We start from the raw sequence: 26,098 nt of genomic DNA, 5'->3' as shown, positions 1-26,098 counted from the left end.
GATGTCGCGCCACGTTCTGAGCCTCCTCGTCGAGGACAAGCCGGGTCTGCTGACCCGCGTCGCGGGTCTGTTCGCCCGCCGCGGCTTCAACATCGAGTCGCTCGCCGTGGGTGTGACCGAGGTGCCGGGCCTGTCGCGCATCACGGTCGTCGTGGACGTCGAGGGTCTTCCGCTCGAGCAGGTGACGAAGCAGCTGAACAAGCTCATCAACGTCATCAAGATCGTCGAGCTCGACCCCGCCAGCTCGGTGCAGCGCGAGCACGTGCTCGTGAAGGTGCGCGCCGACAACGCCAGCCGCTCCAACGTGCTCGAGGTGGTCAACCTCTTCCGCGCGTCGGTGGTGGACTACGCCCCCGACGCCGTGGTGATCGAGATCACCGGCGACAAGGGCAAGGTGGACGCCTTCCTCAAGGCGATCGAGCCCTTCGGCGTCAAGGAGCTCGCGCAGTCGGGCCTGCTCGCCGTCGGCCGCGGCGGCAAGAGCATCACCGAGCGCGTCCTGCGCGGCTGAACGTCCCGTGCGGTCGAGTGTCCAAGACTCGCCGCACGGACCCCACGCCTGACGGCGTGTCTTGGACACTCAACTTCCTGACAGACCACTCACAAGGAGAAACATCCCCATGGCAGAGATCTTCTACGACGACGACGCCGACCTCTCGATCATCCAGGGCAAGAAGGTCGCGATCGTCGGCTACGGCTCGCAGGGTCACGCCCACGCGCAGAACCTCCGCGACTCGGGTGTCGAGGTCGTCATCGCCCTCAAGGACGGCTCCAAGTCCACCGCCAAGGCGCAGGAGGACGGCTTCGAGGTCAAGAACGTCGCCGACGCCGCCGAGTGGGCCGACGTGATCATGATCCTGGCGCCCGACCAGCACCAGCGTTCGATCTTCGCCGACTCGATCAAGGACAAGCTCACCGCGGGCAAGACCCTCGCCTTCGCGCACGGCTTCAACATCCGCTTCGGCTACATCGACGCCCCCGAGGGCGTCGACGTCATCCTGGTCGCCCCCAAGGCCCCCGGTCACACCGTCCGTCGCGAGTACGTCGCCGGCCGTGGCATCCCGGACATCATCGCCGTCGAGCGCGACGCCTCGGGCTCGGCCTGGGACACCGCGCTGTCGTACGCCAAGGCCATCGGCGGCACCCGCGCCGGCGTCATCAAGACGACCTTCACCGAAGAGACCGAGACCGACCTGTTCGGCGAGCAGGCCGTGCTGTGCGGTGGCATGAGCCACCTCGTGCAGGCGGGCTTCGAGACCCTGACCGAGGCGGGCTACCAGCCGCAGATCGCCTACTTCGAGGTACTGCACGAGCTCAAGCTCATCGTCGACCTCATGTGGGAGGGCGGCATCGCCAAGCAGCGCTGGTCGATCTCGGACACCGCCGAGTACGGCGACTACGTCTCGGGCCCCCGCGTCATCTCGCCCGATGTCAAGGAGAACATGAAGGCCGTTCTCGCCGACATCCAGTCGGGTGCCTTCGCCGAGCGCTTCATCGCCGACCAGGACAACGGCGCCACCGAGTTCCTCGAGCTCCGCGAGAAGGAGCAGGGTCACCCCATCGAGGCGACCGGTCGCGAGCTGCGCGGCCTGTTCGCGTGGAAGCAGCAGGACGCCGACTACGTCGAGGGTTCCGCCGCGCGCTGATCCGCGTCGATCGAACGCCCCGTGGCTCCGGCCGCGGGGCGTTCGCCGTCTGCGTGGAGTCCTCTCGGTCCCGGATGCCGCGCACCCCGCCGCGCGGCGGGGCGCGGCCGAGCGGCGGGGGAGCGGCGCTACCGTGGTCGGGTGAGCACTCCGCGCGATGACGACGCCCTCTCGTGGGGCGGTGACGACGACCCCACCCTCGACGTCGGCGAGAAGCGGGCGCCCGGCCGCGCCGATGAACCGGCCGTGCCGGGACGGACGGCGGAGCCGGTGCAGCCGGAACCCCTGCAGCCGGATACCCCGGAGCCCCTGCAGCCCGTCGCCACGTCCGCCGCGGCGCCGGCGGAGCGGCATCCTGAGCCGTCCACCCCGGCGGAGCGCGACGAGCCCGGGACCGAGTCGGACGCGGATGCCGCGCACTCGGCCCCGCTCGGCAATGTCGGCCTGGTCGGCATCGGCATGGTGGCCGCGACCTTCGTGCTCTTCGCGGTCGGCTGGCTGATCGCAGGTCTGCAGCTGCGGGGCCTCGGCCTGCCGATCCCCGACGTCACCCTGGTGTCCCTGACCATCGCCGCCGCGCTCGCACCGATGGTGTGGTTCGTCGCGGTCCTGGCCCTGACCCGGTCGTGGCGCACCTGGCAGCGCTTTTTGCTGCTCATCCTCGGCATCGTGCTGCTCGTGCCCTGGCCGTTCCTGTCGTTGGGAGTGTTCGCATGACCGCAGAGGCGAAGGATGCCGTCGCCCGCCGCCGGCTGCCCACCTGGCTGGTCGTGACGATCGCCGGGCTGTTCGGTCTGTTCTACGCCTACGTGGTGTGGAGCGCGGTCGCGCTGCTGATCCAGCAGGTCAACGGTCCGCTCGGCCTGAACGGGCTGGGGTGGTTCGTCTACATCCTGCCCATCGTCTTCCCGCTGATCGCCTTCGGTATCGCGTTCGCGATCGGCGCCCGCCGCGCGGCCGGGCAGTTCGCGATCGTTCTGCTGGCAGGGCTCACGCTGTCGGCGGCGTTCTGGCTCGCGATCGTGGGCTACGGCACGACCTCGTACGGCCTGTACGGCGGTTGACGGCGGGGGAGTGGCATCCGGAACCGATCCGCGATCGCGGGCGACCGGTGCGTCGCGTCACACGGTCGGAAGGCTCCGCGACGCCGCGCTAGGCTGACACACGGCCCGCACGGGCCGCGCGCCCGGCTCGCGCCGGCGGTGTGCGGCGGTGCGCGCCGGTCCCCAGCACCGTTTCGAAGGACGCATCCGTGACGAAGCCCGTCGTGCTCATCGCCGAAGAACTCTCTCCCGCCACGATCGACGCGCTCGGCCCCGATTTCGACGTGCGCAACGTCGACGGGACCGACCGCCCCGCGCTGCTGTCGGCCCTGGCCGACGCGCACGCGGTGCTCGTGCGCTCGGCCACCCAGATCGACGCCGAGGCCCTCGCCGCGGCCCCGTCGCTCAAGGTGGTCGCCCGCGCCGGCGTCGGCCTCGACAACGTCGACATCAAGGCCGCCACCGCGGCCGGGGTCATGGTCGTCAACGCGCCGACGTCCAACATCATCTCGGCCGCCGAGCTGACGGTCGGGCACGTGCTGAGCCTCGCGCGCCGCATCCCCGCCGCGCACGCCTCGCTCGCCCAGGGACTGTGGAAGCGCAGCTCGTTCACCGGCACCGAGCTGTTCGAGAAGACCATCGGCATCATCGGCCTGGGCCGCATCGGCGCCCTCATCGCCGCGCGCCTGCAGGGCTTCGACATGCGCGTCATCGCGTACGACCCCTACGTCACCGCCGCGCGCGCCCAGCAGCTGGGCGTGCAGCTCGTCTCGCTCGACGAACTGCTCGACCAGAGCGACTTCGTCACGATCCACATGCCGAAGACCCCCGAGACCACCGGCATGATCGGCGCCGAGCAGCTGCGCCGCATGAAGAAGAGCGCGTACGTCATCAACGTCGCGCGCGGCGGGCTCATCGACGAAGAGGCGCTGTTCGACGCGCTCACCTCGGGCGGGATCGCCGGTGCGGGCCTCGACGTGTTCTCGACCGAGCCCCCCGCCGAGGGCGGTCCGGCCCGCAAGCTGCTCGACCTGCCGAACGTCGTCGTCACGCCTCACCTGGGCGCCAGCACCGAAGAGGCGCAGGAGAAGGCGGGCGTCTCGGTCGCGCGTTCGGTCAAGCTCGCGCTCGAGGGCGACCTGGTTCCGGATGCCGTGAACGTCGCGGGCGGTGCGATCGACCCCTTCGTGCGCCCGGGAATCGCTCTCGTCGAGATGCTGGGTCAGTTCTTCAGCGGTCTCGCCGACAGCGCGCTGACGAGCCTCGACATCGAGGTGCGCGGCGAGCTCGCGCAGTACGACGTCAGCGTCTACCGCCTCGCGGCGCTCAAGGGCTACTTCAGCCGCATCGTCAGCGAGACGGTGTCCTATGTCAACGCGCCGCTGTTCGCCGAGCAGCGCGGCGTCGAGGCCCGACTGGTCGTCGAGGCCGAGAGCCCGCTGTACCGCAACATCACGATCCTGCGCGGCACCCTGGCCGACGGCTCGACCCTCGAGGTCGCGGGCACGCTCGCGGGCACGCGCATGGTGCCCAAGGTCGTGTCCATCAACGGCTACGAGATCGAGGTGCCCATCGAGCAGCACCACGTCGTCATGCGCTACGCCGACCGCCCCGGCATCGTCGCCATCTACGGTCAGAAGCTCGGTGACGCCGGCATCAACATCGCGGGTCTGCAGGTCGCGGCGCAGGACGCCACGGGCCGCGCCCTGTCGGTGCTCACGGTCGACTCGCCGGTGCCGGACGAGATCCTCGACGCGATGCGCGAGTCCGTCGGTGCCGACCTGTTCCGGCAGATCGAGATCGTCGAGGGCTGAGGTCGGATGTCGTGAGGGGGGTCGCTTCGGCGGCCCCCCTCGTCGGCGGCGGAGGGCGCCGGGATCGCGTCAGCGCTCGTGCGCGCCCGCCGGGCCGTCAGGTGGTCGCGGTGACGACGGCGTCGATCAGACGGTCGAGCGCCGCGCCCTCGAGCGAGGGGCCGGGGACCGCGTTCAGGTCGAGCACCGCGTTGAAGTACAGGCCGTCGCTGACGAGCAGCACCATCTGCAGCGCCGTCTCGTCCCGCGTGTGGGGGCGCAGGCTCTCTTCCCACAGTTCGCGCACGCGGCGGAGCGAGCTGGATGCCGCGTCATTGCCGTTCTGCGCGAGGCGCGACACCGCGAGGATCGTGACGTCCAGGGGTGAGCCGGTGTTCTGCGAGGACCGCAGGTGCGCGGCGACGACGCCCTCGTCGGCGCTCTCGATCTCGGCGACGTCCTCGCGCGCCAGTTCTTCGAGTCGGCGCACGAGAGCCTCTTCGAGGGCGCTCTTGGATCCGAAGTGGTAGAGCAGCCCGCCCTTGGACACCCCGGCCGCGCGGGCGGTGGCATCCATCGTCGCGGCACGTTCGCCGTCGTCGACGAGGATGCGCGTGAACGCGTCGAGCACGGCTTCGCGGGCGAGAGGGGGGCGACTCATGACTCCTCGATCGTACTGGCGGCCGGACGCCCGCCTCTGATACTATACCGGCTGGACGGTTTAGAAACGGAAACGGTACATGCTCACCTCGTCGTTGCCCACCTCGGATATCGCCGTGACCCGCGCCGGATGGCGCGGTTGGTTCGCGCTGGCGGTGCTCATGCTGCCCGTGCTGCTGGTCTCGGTCGACAACACGGTGCTGAGCTTCGCCCTGCCCGAGATCGCCCTGTCGCTCCAGCCCACGAGCATCGAGCAGCTGTGGATCATCGACGTGTACCCCCTCGTCCTGGCTGGTCTGCTCGTGACGATGGGAACGCTCGGCGACCGCTTCGGTCGCCGTCGCCTGCTGCTCATCGGCGCGACCGGCTTCGCCGCCGTGTCGGCGCTGTCGGCGTTCGCACCCACCGCGGCCCTGCTGATCACCGGCCGCGCGCTCATGGGCGTCTTCGGCGCCATGCTCATGCCCTCGACCCTGTCGCTGCTGCGCAGCATCTTCCGTGACCGCGACCAGCGGCGTTTCGCGATCGCGATCTGGGCGTCGGGCTTCTCAGCGGGCGCCGCCCTCGGCCCGATCGTCGGCGGCTTCCTGCTCGAGCACTTCTCGTGGGGCTCGGTGTTCCTCATGGCCGTCCCGGTGCTCGTGCCGCTGCTGATCCTCGCGCCGTTCTTCGTGCCCGAGAGCCGCGACCCCAACCCGGGCCGATTCGACCCCGTCAGCGTGCTGCTGTCCCTCGCGACCATGGTGCCGATCGTCTACGGCATCAAGAAGCTCGCCGTCGACGGTCCGCTCTCGCTGGCACCGGTCCTCTTCGTCGTCGGTGTCGTGTTCGGCTGGCTCTTCGTCCGCCGCCAGCGGGCGCTGTCCACCCCCATGCTCGACATGACGCTGTTCGGCCGGGGCACCTTCTCGGGCGCCATCCTGGTCAACCTGTTGAGCGTCGTGGGACTGGTCGGCTTCCTGTACTTCGTCGCGCAGCACCTGCAGCTCGTCGTCGGCCTCTCGCCGATGGTCGCGGGCTTCGCCCTGCTGCCCGGCCTGGTGCTGATGATCGTCTCGGGTCTGGCGGTCGTCCCCGTGGCCAAGCGTTTCGCGCCGCGCGTCGTGGTGCCCGGCGCGCTGTCCTTCTCGGTCGTGGCGTACGTGCTCGTCGCCTTCTCGACGGCCGACCTCGTGCAGCTGATCGTGGCGTTCGGCCTGCTCGGCATCGGCATCGGCGCGGCCGAGACGGTGTCGAACGAGCTCATCCTCTCGAGTGCCCCGTCGGCGAAGGCCGGAGCGGCCAGCGCGGTATCCGAGACGGCGTACGAGTTGGGCGCCGTCCTGGGCACGGCCGTGCTCGGCGGCATCCTCGCGGCCTTCTATCGCGCGCAGCTGGTGCTGCCGGCGGGCCTGCCGGATGCCGCCGCCCAGGCCGCCCGCGAGACCCTCGCCGGAGCCGTCGCGGTGTCGCAGACCCTCGACGACCCGGCCCTGGCCGAGGCCCTTCGCCTCGCGGCCGCGCACGCGTTCGACTCGGGTGTCGTGATCACCGCGCTCATCGGAGCAGGACTGATCGTCGTGGCCGGGGTGATCGCTGCCACTACCCTGGGATCATCCCGCGGCGCGTCGACGAAGTGACGCGCCCCGAGCTCTGAGGAGAGCGATGTCGCGTGTCGTGAAGCTGGCCGTCATCCCCGGTGACGGCATCGGTCCCGAAGTCGTCGCCGAGGCCGTCAAGGTGCTCGACGCCGTCACCGCCTCCTCCGACGTGTCGTTCGAGAAGACGCCCTTCTCGCTCGGTGCGGGACGGTTCCTCGAGACCGGCGACACCCTCACCGACGACGACCTCGCCGCGATCGCCGAGCACGACGCGATCCTGCTCGGTGCGGTCGGGGGAGTACCCGGCGACCCGCGCCTCAAGGACGCCAACATCGAGCGCGGCCTGCTGCTCAAGCTGCGCTTCGAGCTCGACCACTATGTCAACTTGCGCCCCTCGAAGCTCTACCCCGGCGCCACGGGCCCCCTCGCCGACCCGGGCGAGATCGACTTCGTCGTGGTCCGCGAGGGCACCGAGGGACCCTACGTCGGCAACGGCGGCTCGATCCGGCGCGGCACCGCGCACGAGGTCGCCAACGAGACCTCGGTCAACACCGCCTACGGCGTCGAGCGGGTCGTCCGCTACGCCTTCGCCCTCGCCGGGCGCCGGAGGCAGAAGCTGACGCTCGTGCACAAGACGAACGTGCTCGTCCACGCGGGCGGGATGTACAAGCGGATCGTGGATGCCGTGGCATCCGAGTTCCCCGAGGTCGCCGTAGACTACCTGCACGTCGACGCGGCAACCATCTTCCTGGTCACGAACCCGGGCCGCTTCGACGTGATCGTCACCGACAACCTCTTCGGCGACATCCTGACCGACCTGGCCGGCGCCGTCACCGGTGGCATCGGTCTCGCCGCCTCGGGCAACATCAACCCCGACGGCGCGTTCCCCTCGATGTTCGAGCCCGTGCACGGATCGGCGCCCGACATCGCGGGAAGCCAGAAGGCCGACCCCACGGCCGCGATCCTCTCCGTCGCCCTGCTGCTCGATCACCTCGGGCTCACCGACGAATCCGCCCGCGTCACCCGCGCGGTCGAGGACGACATCGCGAACCGCGACGGCCAGCGCACCACCGCGCAGATCGGCGACGCGATCGCCGCGCGCGTCCAGGCGTAACCTGGACCGATCGGCCCGCATCGCCCCCGGCACACGAACAGTTTTGGATCACAGATGACCACGATCGACACCGACCCCGACACCGGACTCGACCCGCTCGAGTTCTCGGTCACCCGCAACCTCGCCGCCAAGAACGCGGCCGAGCGCGACGCCATCCTCGCCAGCCCCGGCTTCGGGCAGAACTTCACCGACCACATGGTCGACATCTGCTGGTCGGTCCGCGGCGGCTGGCACCGTCCGCGCGTCTCGCCGTACGGTCCCATCTCGCTCGACCCCGCCGCGGCGGTGCTGCACTACGGGCAGGAGATCTTCGAGGGCATCAAGGCCTACCGCCACGCCGACGGGTCGGTGCACACGTTCCGCCCCGACCAGAACGGGCGTCGCCTGCAGCGTTCCGCGCGTCGCCTCGCGCTGCCCGAACTGCCCGTTCCGTACTTCCTGCAGTCGCTGCGGGAGCTCATCGCCGTCGACGGCGCGTGGGTTCCCTCGGGCGACGACCAGAGCCTGTACCTGCGGCCCTTCATGTTCGCGAAAGAGGCGTTCCTCGGCGTCCGCCCCGCGCACAAGGTGGCGTACTACCTCATCGCGAGCCCCGCGGGCGCCTACTTCAAGGGCGGCGTGAAGCCGGTGTCGATCTGGCTCAGCGAGGACTACTCGCGCGCAGGCAAGGGCGGCACGGGTGCGGCCAAGACCGGCGGCAACTACGCCGCCAGCCTGCTGCCCCAGTCCGAGGCGTACGAGAACGAGTGCGACCAGGTCGTCTTCCTCGACCAGGACCGCAACGTCGAGGAGCTCGGCGGCATGAACGTCGTCTTCGTGTACAAGGACGGCACGATCGTGACCCCGCAGTCCGACTCGATCCTCGAGGGCATCACCCGCGACTCGCTGCTGCAGCTGGCCCGCGACCGGGGGCACCACGTCGAGGGTCGCAACGTCTCGCTGGACGAGTGGCGCCAGGGCGTGGCATCCGGAGACATCGTCGAGGTGTTCGCGTGCGGCACCGCCGCCGTCGTCACCCCGATCGGCACGCTCAAGGGACGTGACTTCATCGACGAGCAGCCCACCGGCACCCTCGCGCTCGAGCTGCGCCAGGAGCTCACCGACATCCAGTACGGCCGCGCCGAGGACAAGCACGGCTGGCTGTACCGCCTCGACGCCTGACCCGAGGCGGTTCACGACAGGGGCTCCCGGATGCCGGGGGCCCCTTCGTCGTCCGCGGTCCGCGCCGGCGTCGAGGGGTCGGGCCCGCGCGATGTCCGACCCCGCGGCTAGGCTGGCCGGGTGAAGATCGCTCGGTTCAGCCATCAGGACGCCCTCCGCTACGGCATCGTCGACGACGACCACCTCGTCGTGCTCGAAGGCGACCCCATGTTCGCCGGGTTCGGCACCACGGGCGAGCGCATCCCGCTCGCCGAGGTCGCGTTGCTGGCTCCCGTCATCCCGCGCTCCAAGGTCGTCTGCATCGGCAAGAACTACCGCGACCACGCCGCCGAGATGGGCGGCGAGGCGCCCGCCGAGCCGCTGATGTTCCTCAAGCCCAACACCTCGGTGATCGGCCCGAACGATGCGATCGTGCGCCCCACGCGGCTCAGCGAGCAGACCGACTACGAGGGCGAGCTGGCCGTCGTCATCGGGCGCATCGCCAAGAACGTCCCGGCCGAGCGCGCGGGCGAGTACATCTTCGGCTACACCGTCGCCAACGACGTCACCGCGCGCGATCTGCAGCGCAGCGACGGCCAGTGGTCGCGTGCGAAGGGCTTCGACACGTTCTGCCCGGTCGGGCCCGTCATCGAGACCGACCTCGACCTCGGTTCCGCCCGCATCGTCACGCGGGTGAACGGAGAAGTGCGCCAGGACGGGCCCGTCTCCGACATGGTCCACGGCATCCCGGCCCTCATCGCGTACGCCAGCGCCGTGTTCACCCTGCTGCCGGGCGACCTCATCCTCACCGGCACGCCCGCCGGCATCGGCTCCTTCGGCGCCGGCGACGTCGTCGAGGTCGAGATCGACGGTATCGGGGTGCTGCGCAACACCGCGCGCGATGCCTGACGCCGCCGCGCCGACGGCCGTCGACCTCGTCGCCACCCAGCGCCGCACCGTGCGCGTGCTGGCGGCCGGTCAGGTGCTCACCGGCGTCGCGTTCGGCGCGACGCTGTCGCTGGGCGCCCTGCTCGCCGCAGATCTCTCCGGGCACGAGGCGCTCTCCGGCTTCGCCACCGCCTCCGTCACGCTGGGCGCGGCCCTCACCGCGATCCCGCTGGCACGCGTGGCCGGTCGACGCGGTCGACGCTTCGCACTCACGACGGGGAATCTCGCCGCCCTCGCCGGCATCGTCATCGTCATCGCGGCCGCGGCGACCCGCGCGTTCCCGATGCTGCTCGTGGGCATTGCCCTGATCGGCGCCGGCAACGCCGGCACCCTGCAGTCGCGGTTCGCCGCGACCGACCTGGCACCCGCCGCGCGACGCGGCCGCGATCTGGCGACGGTCGTCTGGGCCACCACTGTCGGGGGAGTGATCGGGCCTCTGCTGCTGGCCCCGGGCGAACTCCTGGGCGCCGCGATCGGCATGCCGCGTCTGACGGGCGCGTACCTGTTCTCGTTCGCCGCGCAGGCGTGCGCCTTCGCCCTGTACGTCCTCGTGCTGCGCCCCGACCCCCTGCTGCTCGCCCAGCGCCTCGACCGCGAGCACGCGGCATCCACTCCGGTCTCGCCCTCGGCGGATCGCCCCGCGCTCGCGCGCTTCGCCATGCTCGCCGTGGCCGCGTCGCACGTGACCATGGCCTCGGTGATGGCGATGACGCCCGTGCACCTCTCGCACATCGTGGCCCCGGATGCCGTCACCCTCGCCGTCGGCGTCACGATCGCGCTGCACGTCTTCGGCATGTACGGTCTGTCGCCCGTCTTCGGGCTGCTCGCGGATCGATGGGGGCGTATCCCCGTCATCGTGCTCGGACAGGTGCTTCTCGCGGCGTCGTTGGCCGTCGCTGCGGCATTCGCGGACGCGCAGGCCGGCGTGCTCGTGGCGCTGGTGCTGCTGGGCCTCGGGTGGAGCGCGGCGACGGTCGCCGGATCGGCGCTGCTGACCGAGGCGACACCTCTCGCCGCGCGTCCGCGCCGTCAGGGACGCAGCGACACGCTGATGACCGCGTGCGCCGCAGCCGGCTCGGTGCTCGCCGGGATCATCCTCGGGCTCTCGGGGTACGCGGGCCTCGCGCTCTGGGCGCTCGTCCCGGTCGCGGTGGTCTGTCTCGGCGCGGCGGTGGTCGCCCGTTCGTCCGTGCCGCTCGCCCGCGTCTGAGGGGCGGGGTCGGGCCGGTCCCGCCCACGTCTCGTGTCCTACTCACCGGCCGCGCGCCGGCGACGTGGGGCGTGAGCGGGCATAACGGCGGGGCGACGTCGCGACACGCCGTGCCGAGGCCCGTTGAGGCGGCGTGTCGCCGGAACGGCCCGCCGTTGTGCACGGCCGTCTACGGGTCAGGTGGGCGGAGCCTCGGCGGGACGGTCGGCGGTTGTGCAGGGCCGTTCGGGGGTCCGGTGGGCGGCGTGTCGCCGGAACGGCCCGCGGTTGTGCACGGCCGTCTGAGGGTCCGGTGGGCGGAGCCTCGGCGGGGTGGTCTGCGGTTGTGCACGGTCCGTCGCGAAGCCCGAGGGGCCGGGAGTCGGGTCAGATCGCGTAGACCAGGCCGTCGAACGCCGACAGATCGTCACCGCCGCGCACGCCGAGCGCGTGCAGCGCCCGGTCCACGTCCAGCTCGTCGTTGAAGACGTGGAAAGCGACGCGAGCCCGGCCGGCGCGACCGGACGCCGTGATCCCGTGGGCGGTGAGCTGGGCGAGGGCTTCGCCCGTGGCATCCGGCCAGGTGACGATGGCCGAGGGGCGTTCGGGGTGAGCCAGGCCGAGACCGTCACGGAAGCGCGCGGCCAGGGCCGTGGTGTGCGCGTACGAGGCGGTGATGTCGGCGTCGGCGAACAGGGCCAGTGCGGGGGCCGCTCCGACGAACGCCTGCCAGGCGGGCGACACGTCGAAACGGCGGGCGTCGGAGGCGAGGACGCCGCCCATGCCGTAGCAGGACGACCAGGGGTCGTCGCCGCTGTACCAACCGGCCTGCACGGGGCGGATCTCGCGCGCGAACGCGGGGGAGACGGTCAGGAACGACACGCCGCGCGGGCAGCACAGCCACTTGTAGGCGTGGCACACGGTCGCGTCGAACATCGTCGCGTCCACGGGCAGCCAGCCGGCGGCCTGCGTCAGATCGACCAGGGTGCGGGCACCGGCGCGGGCGGCGGCGGCGGCGATGCGCATCGCGTCGGCCACCTCACCGGTCGCCGACTGCACGAGCGAGAACGCGACGAGCCACGTGTCGGGCGACACCGCGTCGGCGAGCTCGGGCAGGGGAGCGGTGCGCAGACGGATGCCGCGCCCGGCGTGCGCGAACGGCGCCACGAGGGACGAGAAGTCGCCCTCGGCGCACAGCACCTCGGCGCCGTCGGGAACCGAGGCGGCGATGAGCGCGACCTGCACGGACGTCTGCGAGCCGATCGCGACGTCACCGACCGGCGCGCTGACGAGGCGGGCGTACGAGGCGCGCGCCTGCTCGACGGCCTGAGAGGCAGCCACGACGTCGGGTCGACCGGATGCCGCAGCCTCGAGGTCGGCGCGGACGGCGCGGACCGTGGCACGTGACGGAAGGCCGAGGGTGCAGGCGGCGAGGTAGTCGCGGCCGCCGGCGAAATGCGAGGCGAGGCTGCTCATGGGACCAAGGCTCTCCCGATCGCGCCTATTGCACTAGAGCAGGTGTTGCATGAGATGCATTCGATCTGCTTATGTGTGGGCGTGAGCGAAACAGAAGACGGGCTCGATGCCCACGGTCTGAGGGTCGTGAAGGCGATCGCCGACACCGGTTCGATCACGGCCGCCGCTCGCGCCCTGGGCTACAGCCAACCCGCGGTCAGTCAGCAATTGCGCCGCCTCGAACAGCGCGTCGGTCTGCCCGTCGTCGAGCGCATCGGTCGCGGCGTGCGACTGACCGAGGCCGGCCGCGTCCTCGCGCGTCACGCCGCCACGGTCACCACGGCGCTGGATGCCGCCGCCGGCGACCTCGCCGAACTGCGCGGCCTGCGCGCCGGTCGGGTGCGCATCGCGGCCTTCCCCTCGGCCTCGTCGACCGTCGTGCCCCGGGTGATCGCCGCCGTCACCGCTCGTCGGCCCGGCGTCTCGATCAGCTTCGTCGAGGCCGAGCCCCCCGAGGCGATCGCCGCCGTGCGCGAGGACCGCGCCGACATCGCCCTCATCTACAGCTACCCCGGCGATCGGCGCGAACAGCTGACGCAGGCGGCCGCGGGGCTGTCGGTGCGCCACCTCGCCGACGACGACACGGTCGTCGTGGTCCCGGCGGAGCACCCCGCGGCATCCCACGATCCGATCGACCTGTCGCAGCTGGCGGGGGAGCGGTGGATCGCCGGGTGCCCGCAATGCCGCGGACACCTGCTCGAGGCGTGCGGACGCGCCGGATTCACACCCGACATCGCGTTCGAGACCGACAACTACATCGCCGTCGAGAACCTCGTCGCCCTCGGCGTCGGGATGGCGATCCTGCCGCGGATGGCGGTGGCATCCCTTCCCCTTCCGGCGGGGATCGCGACGCCGCGCCTGCCCGCCGCCGAAGCGCGCACGCTGCACGTGGTCACCGCGCGCGGAGCCGAGCACGTCCCCGCCGTCGGCGCCGCCCTCGACGTGGTGAGCGACGTGCTGGCCGACCACGGGCGTGTCGGCGCCCGCCGGTAGGATCGAGGGGATGTCTGCCACGCCCGATCCCCGCACCACGACCGCCTCCGGCGCCGACGTTCGCGTCCGGTTCTGCCCGTCACCGACGGGCCTGCCGCACGTCGGCCTGATCCGCACCGTCCTGTTCAACTGGGCCTACGCCCGGCACAACGGCGGAAAGCTCGTCTTCCGCATCGAAGACACCGACGCCGCCCGTGACAGCGAAGAGAGCTACCAGCAGCTGCTCGACGCCCTGCGGTGGATGAACATCGACTGGGACGAGGGCGTCGAGGTCGGAGGGCCCCACGCGCCCTACCGCCAGTCGCAGCGGCACGAGATCTACCGCGAGGTGCTCGACAAGCTCGTCGCCGCCGGTGCGGTGTACGAGAGCTACTCGACCGCCGAAGAGATCGACGCCCGCAACGAGGCCAACGGTCGCGCCAAGCAGCTCGGCTACGACAACTTCGACCGCGACCTGACCGACGAGCAGAAGGCCGCGTTCCGCGCCGAGGGACGCCAGCCCGCCTGGCGCCTGCGCGTCCCCGACCACGACCTGACCTACGTCGACCTCATCCGCGGCGAGGTGACCTTCCCGGCCGGATCGTTCCCCGACTTCGTGCTCGTGCGCGCCGGGGGAGTGCCGCTCTACCCGTTCGTGAACCCGGTCGACGACGCCCTCATGGGCATCACCCACGTCATCCGCGGTGAAGACCTCATGCCCTCCACCGCCCGCCAGCTCGCGCTGTACTCGGCCCTGGTGGATGCCGGCATCACCACGTTCATCCCGCGCTTCGGTCACATGCCGCTGGTGCTGGGCGAGACGGGCAACAAGAAGCTGTCCAAGCGCGACCCGCAGGCCGACCTGTTCCTGCAGCGCGAGAAGGGCTTCATCCACGAGGGACTGCTCAACTACCTCTCGCTGCTGGGCTGGTCGCTCACGAGCGATCGCGACGTCTTCTCGCTCGACGAGATGATCGCCGCCTTCGACATCGCCGACGTCAACCCCAACCCCGCGCGCTTCGACCAGAAGAAGGCCGAAGCGATCAACGGCGACCACATCCGCATGCTGGATGCCGACGACTTCGCGGCCCGGATCGTCCCCTACCTCGCGGGCGCCGGTCTGATCGCCGAGCAGCCCTCGGACGAGCACCGCGCGATCATCGCTCAGGCCGCGCCCCTCGTGCAGGAGCGCGTGCAACTGCTCGGCGAGGTGCCGGGGATGCTCGGCTTCTTGTTCGTCTCGGACGTGACGTACGCCGAAGACGCGCTGAAGGGTCTGCCCGCGAACGCCGCCGAGGTGCTCACGGCATCCCTCCGCGCTCTCGAGGGCGTCGACGACTTCAACGCCGAGGGCGTGCAGACCGCGCTGTCGACCGCGCTGGTGGACGAGCTCGGCCTCAAGCCTCGCGTCGCCTACGGTCCGCCGCGCGTCGCGCTGACCGGGCGCCGCGTGTCGCCGCCGCTGTTCGAGTCGATGGAGCTGCTCGGCAAGGCCGAGACGCTGCGTCGCCTCGACGCGCTGGTGCAGCACCTCGCCTGACGTTTCCGACGTGGTCCCCGTCTCTCCGTGTGGAGGGGCGGGGACTTCGTGGCTCCGGGGGCGCGGCTGTTGCGGGCCGGGCGGGTTCGGGCGGCGTCGCGAGAGTCGGAGAATGCGCCGGAACTCGGAGGATTTCGCATGCAGAATCCGAGAATCGGGCGAAACTCCGAGTTCGGAGCACGGGCGGGCCCGGGGGCGACCGGAAGGCGCTGCGAGGTGCCCGGGTGCCGGCATACGCGGGCGCGGTTTCGGGCGATGCGGAAGTCGGAGAAGGAGCTGAAGCTCGGAGGATTCGGTGGGCAGACTCCGAGAAAGGGACGATGCTCCGAGATCGATGCGCGCGCGGTGCGAGGACCGCGCGCAAATGCGCGTGGGCCGCCCTGGCGCGCTCGCGGCGCGGCGGGGGCGCTATTGGGACGGGGGCGGGGCGCGGCCGGGACGCGCCCGGGACGCGCGGACAGAGGTGCCGGTTTTGCGCTCCGGCCCGTCTCGCGTAAGCTTGATCCTCGGCACGAGTTACGGCTCGGAGCCATTGGGGTATGGTGTAATTGGCAACACGGCGGTTTCTGGTTCCGTTGTTCTTGGTTCGAGTCCAGGTACCCCAGCTCGTGAAAAGCCCCGGTGATCGTCCAGATCACCGGGGCTTTCGCGTTGCCCGCGCGCACGAGCCGGCGTCGACGCCGATCGGTCTGACGGGGTGAGTACGGTCGCCGTTTCGCCGTGCGGATTCGTCGCGAGAGCGACGGGAGGCGACGAATCGTCGCGGGGGAGCCGCGGCGATCGAAACGAGCGCAGAATGCCTGCATGGGACTTTTCGTGCAGCGACCCGAGGAACCGAGCGAGTGGGCGGGACTGCCGGGCGAGCCGGTGCGGCCGCGCTCGCGCGCAGAGGAGCTTCTGGACGACGCGGCCCCCGAGGCCTCACCCGTGAGCCTGCTCGGTCTCATGGACGCCCCGGTCACTTCGGTGCAGATCCCCGTCCAGACGGCCGAGCCGCCCGCGACAGCGGACTGACCGCCGGGGGTCGACCACGGGACCTCGCCCTGCCCCACGACGGCGCGGCGACCGTCGCAGTGTCGCCCTCCGCGTCGGGCATCCACCCGGGCGCCGAGGCGGGGGTGCGCGTCGTCGGATCGCCGATCGGTGTGGAGCCGTGACGGCGGTGCGTCGAGGTGCGGGCGAGGGACCGCGATACGCTCCGAGTCCGAACGGCATCCGCCCGCGTTCCGAGAGAAGGTCCCGATGAAACGCGCTCTCCTCCTCCCCGTGGTCGTGGCCGTCACGGCGACGCTCGCTCTCGCCGGTTGCGCGCCGGAGGCAACGTCCACGCCGTCGGGCGACGGCACCGCCGCCGTCGCGCCGAGCCCCACCGAATCGCCGATGGAGGGGGCGCTCCCGCCGACCTTCGTCGCCCCGGACGAGCTCGAGGGCACCGATGTGAAGGTGCTGCTCGGAACGGCCCTGGTGCTGACCGTCCCCGACGCGAGCGAGGCCGAGTGGACGGGGACGACCGCCGACGTGGCGATCGCGGAGTTCTCGCCGGGCGGGCCGTCCGAAGGGGCGGTCTTCCGGCCCGGGTTCCTCGTCCGCGAGGTCGGTACCACCGCCGCGACCCTCACCGGTGCCGACGGTCGGACGATCTCGTTCACCATCACCGTCGTCCCGTACTGACCCTCGCCCGTCCGCGCCTCAGTCGCGGGCCCGTCGTCCCGTACTGACCCTCGCCCGTCCGCGCCTCAGCCGCGAGCCCGGCGGCGCACGAGCAGCGCGACGAACACCGGGACGCCCACCAGCGCCGTGCCCACACCGACCGGCAGGGGAGTGGGCGCGAAGAGGGTGCGGGTGGCGGCATCCACCCACACCATGAACACGGCGCCGACCAGGGCCGACAGCGGCACCACGCGGGAGTGACGGAGGCCGACGACGAGCCGGACGGCGTGCGGCACGACGAGCCCCACGAACCCGACCGCACCCACCGCGCTGACGAGTGCCGCCGTCATGAGAGCGGTGACCACGAGCAGTCCCCCGCGCAGGCGCGCCACGGGGATGCCGAGCGACGCGGCGACCTCATCGCCGAAGGCGAAGGCGTCGAGCGCCCGCGCGGACAGCAGGCACACGGCCCCGCCGACCGCGACGACGGCGGCGCACAGCGCCACCTTGTCCCACCGCATGCCCTCGAGTGAGCCGAGCAGCCAGAACATCACCCCGCGCGTCTCGTCGCTGTCGGCCGCGGCGAAGACCACGAGCGAGGTAATCGCCGAGAAGAACTGCGTCCCGGCGACCCCGGCGAGCACCACGCCCGCCGTCCCCGCCGAGGTGAAGCGCGAGAGCAGCAGGACCAGGCCGAACGCCACCACCGCCCCGACGAACGCGCCGCCCGACAGGCCGAGGACGCCGCCGCCCAGGCCGAGCACGCCGATGACGACCGCGCCCGTCGAGGCCCCCGACGACACGCCCAGCACGAACGGCTCGGCCAGCGGGTTGCGCAGCAGGGACTGCATCACCACGCCGCAGAGGGCCAGACCCGCCCCGGCGCAGGCCGCGACGAGGGCGCGGGGAAGACGTTCCTCCCACACGATCGCGTCCTTCGCGGCCTTCACGGGGATGTCGGCGAGCCCCAGGTGGTTGGCCAGGATGTCGCGCACGTTGACCAGGGACACGTCGGCGGGGCCGAGCGTCACCGCGACGGCGACCGAGACGACCAGCAGCACGATCGCCGCGGTCACCGCCCCCGCGCCCGCGGCGCGCCCGCGGGTGCGGACCCGCGCGACGATCGCGGCGCTCAGAGCGCGCTCCCGTTCTCGTCCCACCACGCGCGGATCTTCTCGAGCGCGTCGACGAAGCGGATCGACGGATTCAGCTCGGCGCCGTGCAGGGCGATCCAGCGCCCGTTCCGCACCGCCGACATCGTCCGGGTGAGCGGGTCGCTCTCGAGGAAGGCGATCTTGTCGTCCAGGCGGTCGCCGGGGAAGCGGTCGCGCTGCAGGTCGCCCAGCACGAGCACGTCGGGGTCGGCCGCGACGACGCTCTCCCATCCCGTCGCGGGCCAGTCGTCCGTCTGTTCGCCGAAGACGTTGCGCATTCCGGTGAGGGCTGCCAACAGCCCGGCGTTCGAGTACCCGCCGGCGACGTAGGGGGTCTTGGTGTCGGCGAACCAGAACGCCACGGTGCGTCCGCCGAAGTCGACTCCCTCGGTCGCGGCGGCCGCCCGCTGCTGCAGAGAGGCGACGAGGGCCTCGCCGCGGTCGGCGACGTCGAAAATGTGGGCGAGGTCGCGGATCTCGCCGTAGAGCACGTCGACGGTGAGCGGGGTCGTGCGGGTGCCCCCGGCGTTGACGCTGACGTCGCCGTCGCAGTCCGTGGGCGAGAGGTAGGTGGGGATGCCGGTCTCGGCGAAGCGGTCGCGCGTGGCGACACCACCCTGGGCGAAGTGGCGGCCGAACGAGGCGGTGACGAAGTCGGGGTCGGTGCCCAGGACGACCTCGTAGGTGGGCGCGTTGTCGGCGAGGCGGGGGACCGCGGCGTTCGCGTCGGCGAGGGAGTCGAGGACGGGGTCGGTCCACGATGCCGTGCCGACGAGGCGATCCTGCAGGCCGAGCGAGAGGAGGATCTCGGTCGAGTCCTGGTCGAGCGAGACGACCCGAGCCGGGGGAGCGTCGATGGTGACCTCGCGTCCGCAGTCGGTCACCGTGAGCGGGTAGACGGTGCTCCCCTCGCCCACGGTCGAGGTCGTCGCGACGGGGACGGCTTCGGAGGCGCCGCAGCCGGCGAGCAGGGCTCCGACGGTGGCGAGGACGAGGGGCAGGGCGAGGGCGCGGGCGCGTGGCATCCGGGATCTTCTTTCGGGGCGGGCGGGGGACTTGCTTAGGTAAGGGTAACCTCACTTTCGCTGTCGCCGGGGAGTGTCGGAATGGCCGCTGACGCGACCAGGAACGTGTTGCCCTCTGTGGTTTCGTGTTGTACTGTGTGGGAATCTTCAAAGGAGATCCCGTGTACGCAATGGAGCGCCAGCAGCTCATCGAGCGCGAACTGCGCGATGTCGGACGCGTCAGCGTCGTCGACCTCGCCCGTCGCTTCGACGTGACGACCGAGACGGTGCGCCGCGATCTGGACCGGCTCGAGAGCCTGGGATCCCTCCGCCGCGTGCACGGCGGCGCCGTCGACATCGGTCGCGCCAGCACCGCCGAGTCCCCGCTCACCGAGCGTCGCGAGCGCCACGGCGACGCCAAGCGCGCGATCGCCTCGGCCGCCGTCGCGCTGCTCGGCCACGACTTCCGCGGCTCGATCTTCGTCGACGCGGGCACCACCTCGGCCGCCGTCGCCGCTCTGCTTCCGGACGCCCTCGGTGCGGGTATCGGCGGGGTCGAGGTCGTCACCCACTCGCTCGAGGCCGCCCACGTGCTCTCGAGCGAGGAGCGTCTCTCGCTCACCACCATCGGGGGCCGCGTCCGCGGCGTCACCGCCGCCGCCGTCGGTGCCCACACCGTGCGCACCATCGCGCAGCTGCGCCCCGACATCGCGTTCGTCGGCACCAACGGCGTGAGCGCCGGATTTGGCCTCAGCACCCCCGACCCCGACGAGGCCGCCGTCAAGGCCGCGATCATCCAGTCGGCCCGTCGCGTCGTCCTCGTCGCCGACGCCGCCAAGTTCGGAGAGGAACTGCTCGTGCGCTTCGCCCAGCTCGACGAGATCGACGTTCTCGTGACCGACGCGGCCCCGCCCGCCGACCTGGCCGAGGCTCTCGCCGACGCCGACATCGAGGTGCGCGTCGCATGATCGTCACCCTGACCGCCAACCCCTCGGCCGACCGCGCCGTGGTCCTGCCCGACGAGCTCGTCGTCGGCGAGGTGCAGCGCGCGGTGTCCTCGCGCGAGGACGCCGGGGGCAAGGGCGTCAACGTCGCCCGCGTCGTAGCCGCCGCCGGGGCCGCGGCTCGCGCCGTCGTCCCCGTGAACGCCCACGACCCGTACCGGATGCTGCTCGAGGACACCGGCATCGACCTCGATCTGGTCGAGGTCGCGGGTCGCGCCCGGGCGAACCTCACCATCACCGACCCCGCGGGCGAGACGACCAAGCTGAACCTGCCGGGTGCCGAACTGTCGGCCGCCGAGGCCGAGGCCCTGACGGCCGGCGTCGTCGCCGCGGCCGAGGGCGCCACCTGGCTCGTCCTGGCCGGCTCCCTGCCCCCGGGAGTTCCCCCGACGTTCTACGCCGACCTCATCGTCGCCGTGCGCGAGCGCTGGGGCCAGGACGCCCCGTTCATCGCGGTCGACGCGTCCGGCGAGGCCCTCGCCGCCGTCGTGGCCACGGCCCGGCCCGACCTCATCAAGCCCAACCACGAAGAGCTCGCCGAGCTCGTCGGCGAGGACCACGCGACCGACGCCGATCTACTCGCCGACGCCGCACGGCGAGCGACCGCCCTCGTGCCCGATCGCGTGGCATCCGCTCTCGTGACCCTCGGCGCCGACGGCGCGCTGCTGTTCACCGCCGAGGGGGCCTGGCGCGGACGCGCCCCGAAGATCCAGGTCGCCAGCACGGTCGGCGCGGGCGACAGCTCGCTCGCCGGCTACCTGCTGGCCGCCGTCGAGGGGGCTGCGGCCCCCGAACGCCTCGCGCGCAGCATCGCCTACGGCGCCGCCGCCGCGACCCTGCCGGGGACCCAGGCCCCGACACCGGCCGATCTGCCCGCGGGCCCGATCGCCGTCTCCGCCTTCGCCACCCCTATCGCCACACCCTGACCACGGAGGTCACCGACAATGTCCGACATCATCACTCCGGAGCTCGTCACCCTCGACGTGCCCCTGGGCACCGACAAGCAGTCGGTGATCCGCGCCCTCGCCGAGCGCGTCGTCGCGCAAGGCCGCGCCCGAAGCGCACAGGAGCTCTTCGACGACGCGTGGGCCCGCGAGCAGAAGGACGAGACCGGCCTGCCCGGCGGGATCGGCATCCCGCACGCGCGCAGCGCCTCGGTCACCGAGCCCACCCTCGCCTTCGCCCGCCTGACCCCGGGCGTCGACTTCGGCGCCCCCGACGGCCCCGCCGACATCGTGTTCCTCATCGCCGCGCCCGAAGGTGCCGACGAGGCCCACCTGTCGGTGCTGTCGCAGCTGGCCCGCAGCCTCATGAAGGACGACTTCACCGGGGGGCTGCGTCGCGCCTCGTCCAACGCCGACGCGGTTCGCATCATCACGGATGCCATCGCCCCGGCCGCCGAGCCCACGGTCGCCGAGGCCGCGGCTCCGGCCGCCGCCACCCGCGCCGAGGCCCGCTCGACCACGGCCACCAAGACGAAGAAGATCGTCGCCGTCACCGCGTGCGCCACCGGTATCGCCCACACCTTCATGGCGGCCGACGCCCTGACCGCGGCGGGCGCCGAGACCGACGGCGTCGAGCTGATCGTCGAGCCGCAGGGCTCGAGCGGATACAAGGCCCTGCCGCAGAGCGTGATCGACGACGCCGACGCCGTGATCTTCGCGGTCGACGTCGACGTCCGCGAGCCCCAGCGTTTCGCGGGCAAGCCGGTCGTCCGCGCCGGGGTCAAGCGCGGCATCGAGCAGCCGAAGCAGCTCATCGCCGAGGCCCTCGCCGCCAGCGAGAACCCGAACGCCGCCCGCGTGCAGGGCGGTGCCGCGGCGGCATCCGCCTCGGACGCCCCCGTCGCCCAGCAGTCCGTGGGTCGCCGCATCCAGCGCTGGCTGCTGACCGGTGTCAGCTACATGATCCCGTTCGTCGCCGGTGGCGGTCTGCTCATCGCCCTGGGCTTCCTGCTCGGCGGCTACCAGGTCACCCAGAACGCGGCCAACGTCATCATCCAGAACTCGCTGTGGGACCTGCCCACCGACGGCATCACCTCGCCGCTCGGCCCCGTGGGCCAGTACCTCGGCTCGGTCTTCTTCATGATCGGCGCGACCTCGATGGGCTTCATCGTCGCCGTGCTCGCGGGCTTCATCGCCTACGCGATCGCCGACCGCCCCGGCATCGCCCCCGGCTTCGTCGCCGGTGCCGTCGCCGTGCTCATGAACGCCGGCTTCATCGGCGGAATCATCGGCGGTCTGCTCGCCGGATTCATCGCCTGGTGGCTCGGCCGGTTCGACGCACCCCGGTGGCTCCGCGGCCTCATGCCGGTCGTGATCGTCCCCTTCCTGGGCTCGATCTTCGCCTCGGGTCTGATGATCCTCTTCCTCGGTCGTCCGATTGCCGCCCTCATGGCGGCTCTGACCGAGGGACTCACCTCGCTCGCCGCCTCGAGCGCCGGCGCGATCGTGCTGGGCGTCATTCTCGGCCTCATGATGTGCTTCGACCTCGGTGGACCCGTCAACAAGGTCGCCTACGTCTTCGCCACCACGGGCCTCGCCGCCGCGTCGCAGACCAACACCGCCCCGTACCTGATCATGGCGGCGGTCATGGCCGCCGGTATGGTGCCCCCGCTCGCGATGGCCCTCGCCTCGACGGTGCTGGCACGCGGCAAGTTCACGCCGGTGGAGCGCGAGAACGGCGCGGCCGCCTGGCTGCTCGGCGCCTCGTTCATCTCCGAGGGTGCGATCCCGTTCGCCGCGGCCGACCCGCTGCGCGTCATCCCCGCCTCGATGGTCGGCGGCGCGATCACGGGTGGATTGAGCATGCTGCTGAGCGTGCAGTCCTTCGCCCCGCACGGCGGTGTGTTCGTGTTCTTCGCGATCAACCCCTTCTGGGGTTTCGCGCTCGCGATCGTGGCGGGTACCGTCGTGACGGCGCTGCTGATCGTGGCTCTGAAGGGCATCGGACGCAGCACCAAGGACGCGGCCGTCGCCGAGGCCGCTCCGGCCGCCACCGTCGCCGCCTAAGACCCCACCGGTTCGAAAGGAATCACCATGGCAGAACGTCAGGCCACCATCGCCAGCAGCTCGGGACTCCACGCCCGCCCCGCGAAGCTCTTCGTGCAGGCCGTGCAAGAGAAGAAGGTGCCCGTCACCATCGCCGCCCAGGGCGGACCCGACCTCAACGCCGGCAGCATCCTGTCGCTGATGGGCCTGGGTGCCGGCCACGGCACGGTCGTGACGCTCAAGGCCGAGGGCGAGGGGGCCGAGCAGGCGCTCGACGAGCTCGTCGCCCTGCTCGAGACGGACCTCGACGCGCAGTAAACCCCGCACCGCAGAACACCGGATGCCACGGGCCCCAGGGCTCGTGGCATCCGGTGTTTCGATTTCGGGGCGGGCCCGCCGCGCCTAGACCTCGACCGTGTCGCCCGGCGTGAGGTCGACGAACGAGCCGCCGTTCTGCTCGACGGCCCACGTCAGGCGCGCGTCGCCCATCTGCTTGCCCGCGACCGAGAGGGTCATGTCGTGCGTGGCGAACACGCGCTCGGGCTTGACTGCGAGCACGTAGTCGATGGCGTCGCCGATCTTCAGCCAGGGGGCGCCGACCGGAGCGGCGAGCAGGGCGACCTTCTTGTGCTTGGGCACCGCGTACGAGTCGCCCGGGTAGTAGAGGGCGTCGTTGACGAGGACGCCGACGTTGTCGACGACGGGGATCGACTCGTGGATGACCTCGTGGCGTCCCCCGAAGAACTCGAGGTGGAACGGGCCGAGGTCCAGGCTGTCGCCGGGGTGCACCACCGTGACGTCGAACCCGGCGGCGGCGTTGCGCACGCCCTCGGGGCCGTACACGGGCACGTCGGGGTGCGCCTTCTGCAGGCGGGTGAGGTGTTCGGGGGTCCAGTGGTCGGCGTGCTCGTGCGTGATGACGACGCCCACCAGCCCGACGAGGTCTTCGAGGGGCGAGGTGAAGCTGCCCGGGTCGATGACGAGCGAGTGCCCGCTCTCGACGAGGACGAGGGACGCGTGTTCGTGCTTCGTGAGGCGCATGGACCGAGTCAACTCCCGGCCGGGGGAGGGCGGCAAGTCCTGGCGCCCCGGGTGAACATCGCCTAACGGGTCTTCCGATGGGCGCGGGTTCGCGGTACCGTGGCCGGACACGCCCGGGATATCGGTGGCTTGGCCCCGATTTTGCGTGCGCGTCATTCGTGGTGCATACTTGAACACGTTGCGACGCGGCCCCATCGTATAGCGGCCTAGTACGCCGCCCTCTCACGGCGGTAACGCGGGTTCGAATCCCGCTGGGGTCACCAACACGAGAAAGAGCCTCGACCGAATGGTCGGGGCTCTTTCTCGTTGTCGGCGGGATGCCGGGCCGAGCCGCCGCGACGCGCGCGGCGCCGGGCGGGGTCGGTGCGCCCCGCCGAGCGACGCCCTCGAGCGCGCGAGTCGGCCGCGCGGCCCGCCCGGCGTCACCACCAGCCCCCGCTGCGCTCAGCCCTCGCGCGCGGTACGCCGACGGCGCACGTACCGCCGGACGGCCCAGACGACCGCGGCGACCACGCCGGCCACGACGATCCACGGCAACAGGAACCCCAGGCCGATCACCACGCCGTTCAGGGTCGCCACGAGTCCGTTCCACCCCGCCGACAGGCCGTCGCCGAAGCCCGCGGGGTCCGCCGTGACGGATGCCGTCCGCTCGGTCAGCTGCACGTTCAGCGATGACAGGGCCACCTGCGACTCGATGCTCTGCAGCACCTGGCGGTCGCTGTCGAGCTGCGCCTGACGGTCGGCGAGCGCGGACTCGGCCGTCACCAGATCCGAGACGGATGCCGCCTGCGCGAGCAACTGCGTCAGCCGGGCGACCGAGGCCTCACCGGCCGCCACGCGCGCCCGCAGGTCGACGCTCTGCTCGGTCACGTCGGAGCGGGTGACGCTCGTGGCGGTGACGTCGCCGATCTCGCGGAGGCCCGCCATGACCTGCGTGAGAGCCTCGGCGGGCACCCGGACCGTGACGAATCCCGACCCGACCGCGGGTGTCGACGCGCCGTCGATCGGCATGACGACCGGGCCCCCGCCGATCTGCGAGGACTCGACGTAGCCCCCGGCCGCGGCGGCCGCCGCGCTCACCTCGTCGATCGCCGCGCGGACGTCGTCCACCTCGACCGTGCTCGACCCGGTGGCCACGACGTCGCGCCCGGCCGTCGTGGCGGACCCCGCGGCGTCGGATGCCGCCCCGGAGGCGGAGCGCGAGTCCGGGACGACGGGGACCACCGGCGCGTCGCCGGCGGAGCCGCCGGTGAACTGCTCGGTCAGACCGCCGGCCTCGGTCGAGGTGCTCGACGCACTCGTGCCCGTGGTCGTGGTCAGCCAGGGGCCGACGACACCGGCGACGAGCACCACGGCCGCGGCGGCGGCGACGCCGCCCCAGATGCCGCGGCGTCGGCGACGGGCCCGGTCGCGCTCGTCGGCGATGCGGCCGAAGACGGCGGTCTCGATGGCATCAACCCGGTCGTGGGGGAGCGGGGGAAGGGTGGGGGTGGTCATGGGGTCTCCGTCTCCATCGCTTCGGCGCGCATCCGGGACCGGATGCGGGAGAGGCGGTTGCGCACCGTGCCGTGCGACACGCCAAGCGAGGCGGCGGCGGCCTCGTAGCCGTATCCCTCCGCCGCGCACAGCCGGAAGATCTCGCGATCCAGGTCGCTCAGCCGCTCGACCGCCGCGAGGATCGCCGCCACGGTCTGCGCCTGCACGACCTGCGCCTCGACGTCGACGATCGCGGGGATCTCGTCGTCGAGGGCGGCGTGCGAGCCGTGCCGCCGCCGCGCCCGCAGGCGGTTCTGCGCCTGCAAGCGGCACACGGTGGCGAGCCACGGCAGCAGCGATTCCCCCTCGAGCCGCAGCGACGCGATCCTGCGCCAGGCGACGACGAAGGTCTCCTGCGTGACGTCCTCGGCGTCGGCCGCGTCGCCCACCAGCCCGAACGCCACCCAGTACACCGGGCGGACGTAGGCGCGGTACAGCGAGCGGAACGCGGCCTCGGACCCGCCGGCGGCGCGCGCGACCAGCGCCCTGTCGTCGATCACGTCGTCGGTCATCGGCATCCGTTCGGTGAAGGGCGAAGCCCTGCGAGCACTCTCTCACTGAGAAGTGTCCGGCGGGGGC

25 protein-coding genes and 2 tRNA genes are annotated in these 26,098 nt (G+C 71.8%); 20 read left to right on the top strand and 7 right to left on the bottom strand.

The features are described 5' to 3' along the window. Position 1 precedes the first annotated feature (1 nt). The 5 genes from ilvN to serA all read left to right on the top strand — a co-directional run bounded on the left by ilvN (position 2) and on the right by serA (position 4,503). Positions 2–511: an acetolactate synthase small subunit gene (ilvN, locus tag DC432_RS04410; protein ID WP_108319077.1), complete on the top strand. Its 510-nt coding sequence runs from the start codon at positions 2–4 to the stop codon at positions 509–511. Positions 512–620: 109 nt separating this feature from the next. Then, entirely contained in the window at positions 621–1,646 is a 1,026-nt protein-coding gene (gene ilvC / locus DC432_RS04405) for a ketol-acid reductoisomerase (RefSeq protein WP_108319079.1), read from the top strand. 141 nt (positions 1,647–1,787) lie between these two features. Further along, positions 1,788–2,363: a DNA polymerase III subunit gamma/tau gene (locus DC432_RS04400; protein WP_116536847.1), complete on the top strand. Its 576-nt coding sequence runs from the start codon at positions 1,788–1,790 to the stop codon at positions 2,361–2,363. Beyond that, a complete protein-coding gene (locus DC432_RS04395) occupies positions 2,360–2,710 on the top strand; it encodes a bacitracin resistance protein (protein ID WP_108319083.1) in 351 nt (116 codons plus the stop codon). Before DC432_RS04400 ends, DC432_RS04395 begins: the two co-directional genes overlap by 4 nt. 188 nt (positions 2,711–2,898) lie before the next feature. Continuing rightward, the gene (gene serA / locus DC432_RS04390) at positions 2,899–4,503 is read left to right on the top strand and encodes a phosphoglycerate dehydrogenase (protein WP_116536846.1); all 1,605 of its coding nucleotides are present in this window, start codon (positions 2,899–2,901) and stop codon (positions 4,501–4,503) included. Between the two features lie 97 nt (positions 4,504–4,600). Here the strand turns inward: serA and DC432_RS04385 are convergent, their stop codons facing one another. Continuing rightward, positions 4,601–5,143: a TetR/AcrR family transcriptional regulator gene (locus DC432_RS04385; RefSeq protein WP_116536845.1), complete on the bottom strand. Its 543-nt coding sequence runs from the start codon at positions 5,141–5,143 to the stop codon at positions 4,601–4,603. Between the two features lie 79 nt (positions 5,144–5,222). Here DC432_RS04385 and DC432_RS04380 point away from each other — a divergent pair, with 79 nt between their 5' ends. From DC432_RS04380 to DC432_RS04360, 5 genes are all read left to right on the top strand, one after another. Then, entirely contained in the window at positions 5,223–6,761 is a 1,539-nt protein-coding gene (locus DC432_RS04380; RefSeq protein WP_116536844.1) for an MFS transporter, read from the top strand. Between the two features lie 25 nt (positions 6,762–6,786). Next, the gene (locus DC432_RS04375; RefSeq protein ID WP_116536843.1) at positions 6,787–7,836 is read left to right on the top strand and encodes a 3-isopropylmalate dehydrogenase; all 1,050 of its coding nucleotides are present in this window, start codon (positions 6,787–6,789) and stop codon (positions 7,834–7,836) included. A gap of 54 nt (positions 7,837–7,890) precedes the next feature. Beyond that, positions 7,891–8,997: a branched-chain amino acid aminotransferase gene (locus DC432_RS04370; protein WP_116536842.1), complete on the top strand. Its 1,107-nt coding sequence runs from the start codon at positions 7,891–7,893 to the stop codon at positions 8,995–8,997. A gap of 120 nt (positions 8,998–9,117) precedes the next feature. Further along, positions 9,118–9,885 carry a fumarylacetoacetate hydrolase family protein gene (locus DC432_RS04365; protein WP_116536841.1) on the top strand — a complete coding sequence of 256 codons (768 nt, stop codon included), beginning with the start codon at positions 9,118–9,120 and terminating at the stop codon, positions 9,883–9,885. Next, positions 9,878–11,134 carry an MFS transporter gene (locus tag DC432_RS04360; RefSeq protein WP_116536840.1) on the top strand — a complete coding sequence of 419 codons (1,257 nt, stop codon included), beginning with the start codon at positions 9,878–9,880 and terminating at the stop codon, positions 11,132–11,134. The genes DC432_RS04365 and DC432_RS04360 overlap by 8 nt, the downstream gene beginning before the upstream one ends. 366 nt (positions 11,135–11,500) lie before the next feature. Here DC432_RS04360 and DC432_RS04355 read toward each other — a convergent pair whose 3' ends face one another. After that, positions 11,501–12,589 carry an aminotransferase class V-fold PLP-dependent enzyme gene (locus DC432_RS04355; RefSeq protein ID WP_116536839.1) on the bottom strand — a complete coding sequence of 363 codons (1,089 nt, stop codon included), beginning with the start codon at positions 12,587–12,589 and terminating at the stop codon, positions 11,501–11,503. A gap of 81 nt (positions 12,590–12,670) precedes the next feature. Here DC432_RS04355 and DC432_RS04350 point away from each other — a divergent pair, with 81 nt between their 5' ends. From DC432_RS04350 to DC432_RS04330, 5 genes are all read left to right on the top strand, one after another. Then, complete coding sequence (locus tag DC432_RS04350) at positions 12,671–13,621, top strand: LysR family transcriptional regulator (RefSeq protein ID WP_243393024.1); 951 nt, start codon at positions 12,671–12,673, stop codon at positions 13,619–13,621. 10 nt (positions 13,622–13,631) lie between these two features. After that, positions 13,632–15,140 carry a glutamate--tRNA ligase gene (gene gltX, locus DC432_RS04345; RefSeq protein ID WP_116536837.1) on the top strand — a complete coding sequence of 503 codons (1,509 nt, stop codon included), beginning with the start codon at positions 13,632–13,634 and terminating at the stop codon, positions 15,138–15,140. A 533-nt stretch (positions 15,141–15,673) separates the two neighbouring features. After that, positions 15,674–15,745: transfer RNA gene (locus tag DC432_RS04340), tRNA-Gln, on the top strand. Between the two features lie 199 nt (positions 15,746–15,944). Then, positions 15,945–16,154: a hypothetical protein gene (locus DC432_RS04335; protein WP_116536836.1), complete on the top strand. Its 210-nt coding sequence runs from the start codon at positions 15,945–15,947 to the stop codon at positions 16,152–16,154. A 228-nt stretch (positions 16,155–16,382) separates the two neighbouring features. Next, complete coding sequence (locus tag DC432_RS04330; protein WP_116536835.1) at positions 16,383–16,811, top strand: hypothetical protein; 429 nt, start codon at positions 16,383–16,385, stop codon at positions 16,809–16,811. 65 nt (positions 16,812–16,876) lie between these two features. Here DC432_RS04330 and DC432_RS04325 read toward each other — a convergent pair whose 3' ends face one another. Continuing rightward, positions 16,877–17,866, bottom strand: coding sequence for a FecCD family ABC transporter permease (locus DC432_RS04325; protein ID WP_431739673.1), 990 nt, complete (start codon positions 17,864–17,866; stop codon positions 16,877–16,879). Positions 17,867–17,922: 56 nt separating this feature from the next. Next, positions 17,923–18,969: an ABC transporter substrate-binding protein gene (locus tag DC432_RS16720; RefSeq protein WP_116536834.1), complete on the bottom strand. Its 1,047-nt coding sequence runs from the start codon at positions 18,967–18,969 to the stop codon at positions 17,923–17,925. 161 nt (positions 18,970–19,130) lie between these two features. Here DC432_RS16720 and DC432_RS04315 point away from each other — a divergent pair, with 161 nt between their 5' ends. Genes DC432_RS04315 through DC432_RS04300 form a run of 4 tightly spaced genes read left to right on the top strand, consistent with a single transcriptional unit; the run spans position 19,131 to position 23,260 of the window. Further along, the gene (locus DC432_RS04315) at positions 19,131–19,916 is read left to right on the top strand and encodes a DeoR/GlpR family DNA-binding transcription regulator (protein WP_207770742.1); all 786 of its coding nucleotides are present in this window, start codon (positions 19,131–19,133) and stop codon (positions 19,914–19,916) included. Beyond that, on the top strand, positions 19,913–20,878 hold the full coding sequence (locus DC432_RS04310) for a hexose kinase (RefSeq protein ID WP_116536832.1): 966 nt from the start codon (positions 19,913–19,915) through the stop codon (positions 20,876–20,878). Before DC432_RS04315 ends, DC432_RS04310 begins: the two co-directional genes overlap by 4 nt. Positions 20,879–20,896: 18 nt before the next feature. After that, a complete protein-coding gene (locus DC432_RS04305; RefSeq protein WP_116536831.1) occupies positions 20,897–22,963 on the top strand; it encodes a PTS fructose transporter subunit IIABC in 2,067 nt (688 codons plus the stop codon). A gap of 27 nt (positions 22,964–22,990) precedes the next feature. Further along, positions 22,991–23,260, top strand: a complete 270-nt coding sequence (locus DC432_RS04300; RefSeq protein WP_108319101.1) for an HPr family phosphocarrier protein — start codon at positions 22,991–22,993, stop codon at positions 23,258–23,260. 84 nt (positions 23,261–23,344) lie between these two features. Here DC432_RS04300 and DC432_RS04295 read toward each other — a convergent pair whose 3' ends face one another. Beyond that, positions 23,345–23,983 carry an MBL fold metallo-hydrolase gene (locus tag DC432_RS04295; RefSeq protein ID WP_108319103.1) on the bottom strand — a complete coding sequence of 213 codons (639 nt, stop codon included), beginning with the start codon at positions 23,981–23,983 and terminating at the stop codon, positions 23,345–23,347. A 187-nt stretch (positions 23,984–24,170) separates the two neighbouring features. Here DC432_RS04295 and DC432_RS04290 point away from each other — a divergent pair. Continuing rightward, positions 24,171–24,246, top strand: a tRNA-Glu gene (locus tag DC432_RS04290). A 181-nt stretch (positions 24,247–24,427) separates the two neighbouring features. On the opposite strand, the gene DC432_RS04285 is transcribed toward DC432_RS04290, so the two are convergent. After that, positions 24,428–25,480 (bottom strand): DUF4349 domain-containing protein, encoded by a 1,053-nt coding sequence (locus DC432_RS04285; protein ID WP_116536830.1) that lies wholly within the window; start codon positions 25,478–25,480, stop codon positions 24,428–24,430. Then, positions 25,477–26,031, bottom strand: a complete 555-nt coding sequence (locus DC432_RS04280; RefSeq protein WP_116536897.1) for an RNA polymerase sigma factor — start codon at positions 26,029–26,031, stop codon at positions 25,477–25,479. Before DC432_RS04280 ends, DC432_RS04285 begins: the two co-directional genes overlap by 4 nt. Positions 26,032–26,098: the final 67 nt, after the last annotated feature.

The organism is Microbacterium testaceum (genome assembly GCF_003075375.1).
GTDB lineage: Bacteria > Actinomycetota > Actinomycetes > Actinomycetales > Microbacteriaceae > Microbacterium > Microbacterium testaceum_E.
This window is presented reverse-complemented; position numbering and strand designations above follow the sequence as displayed.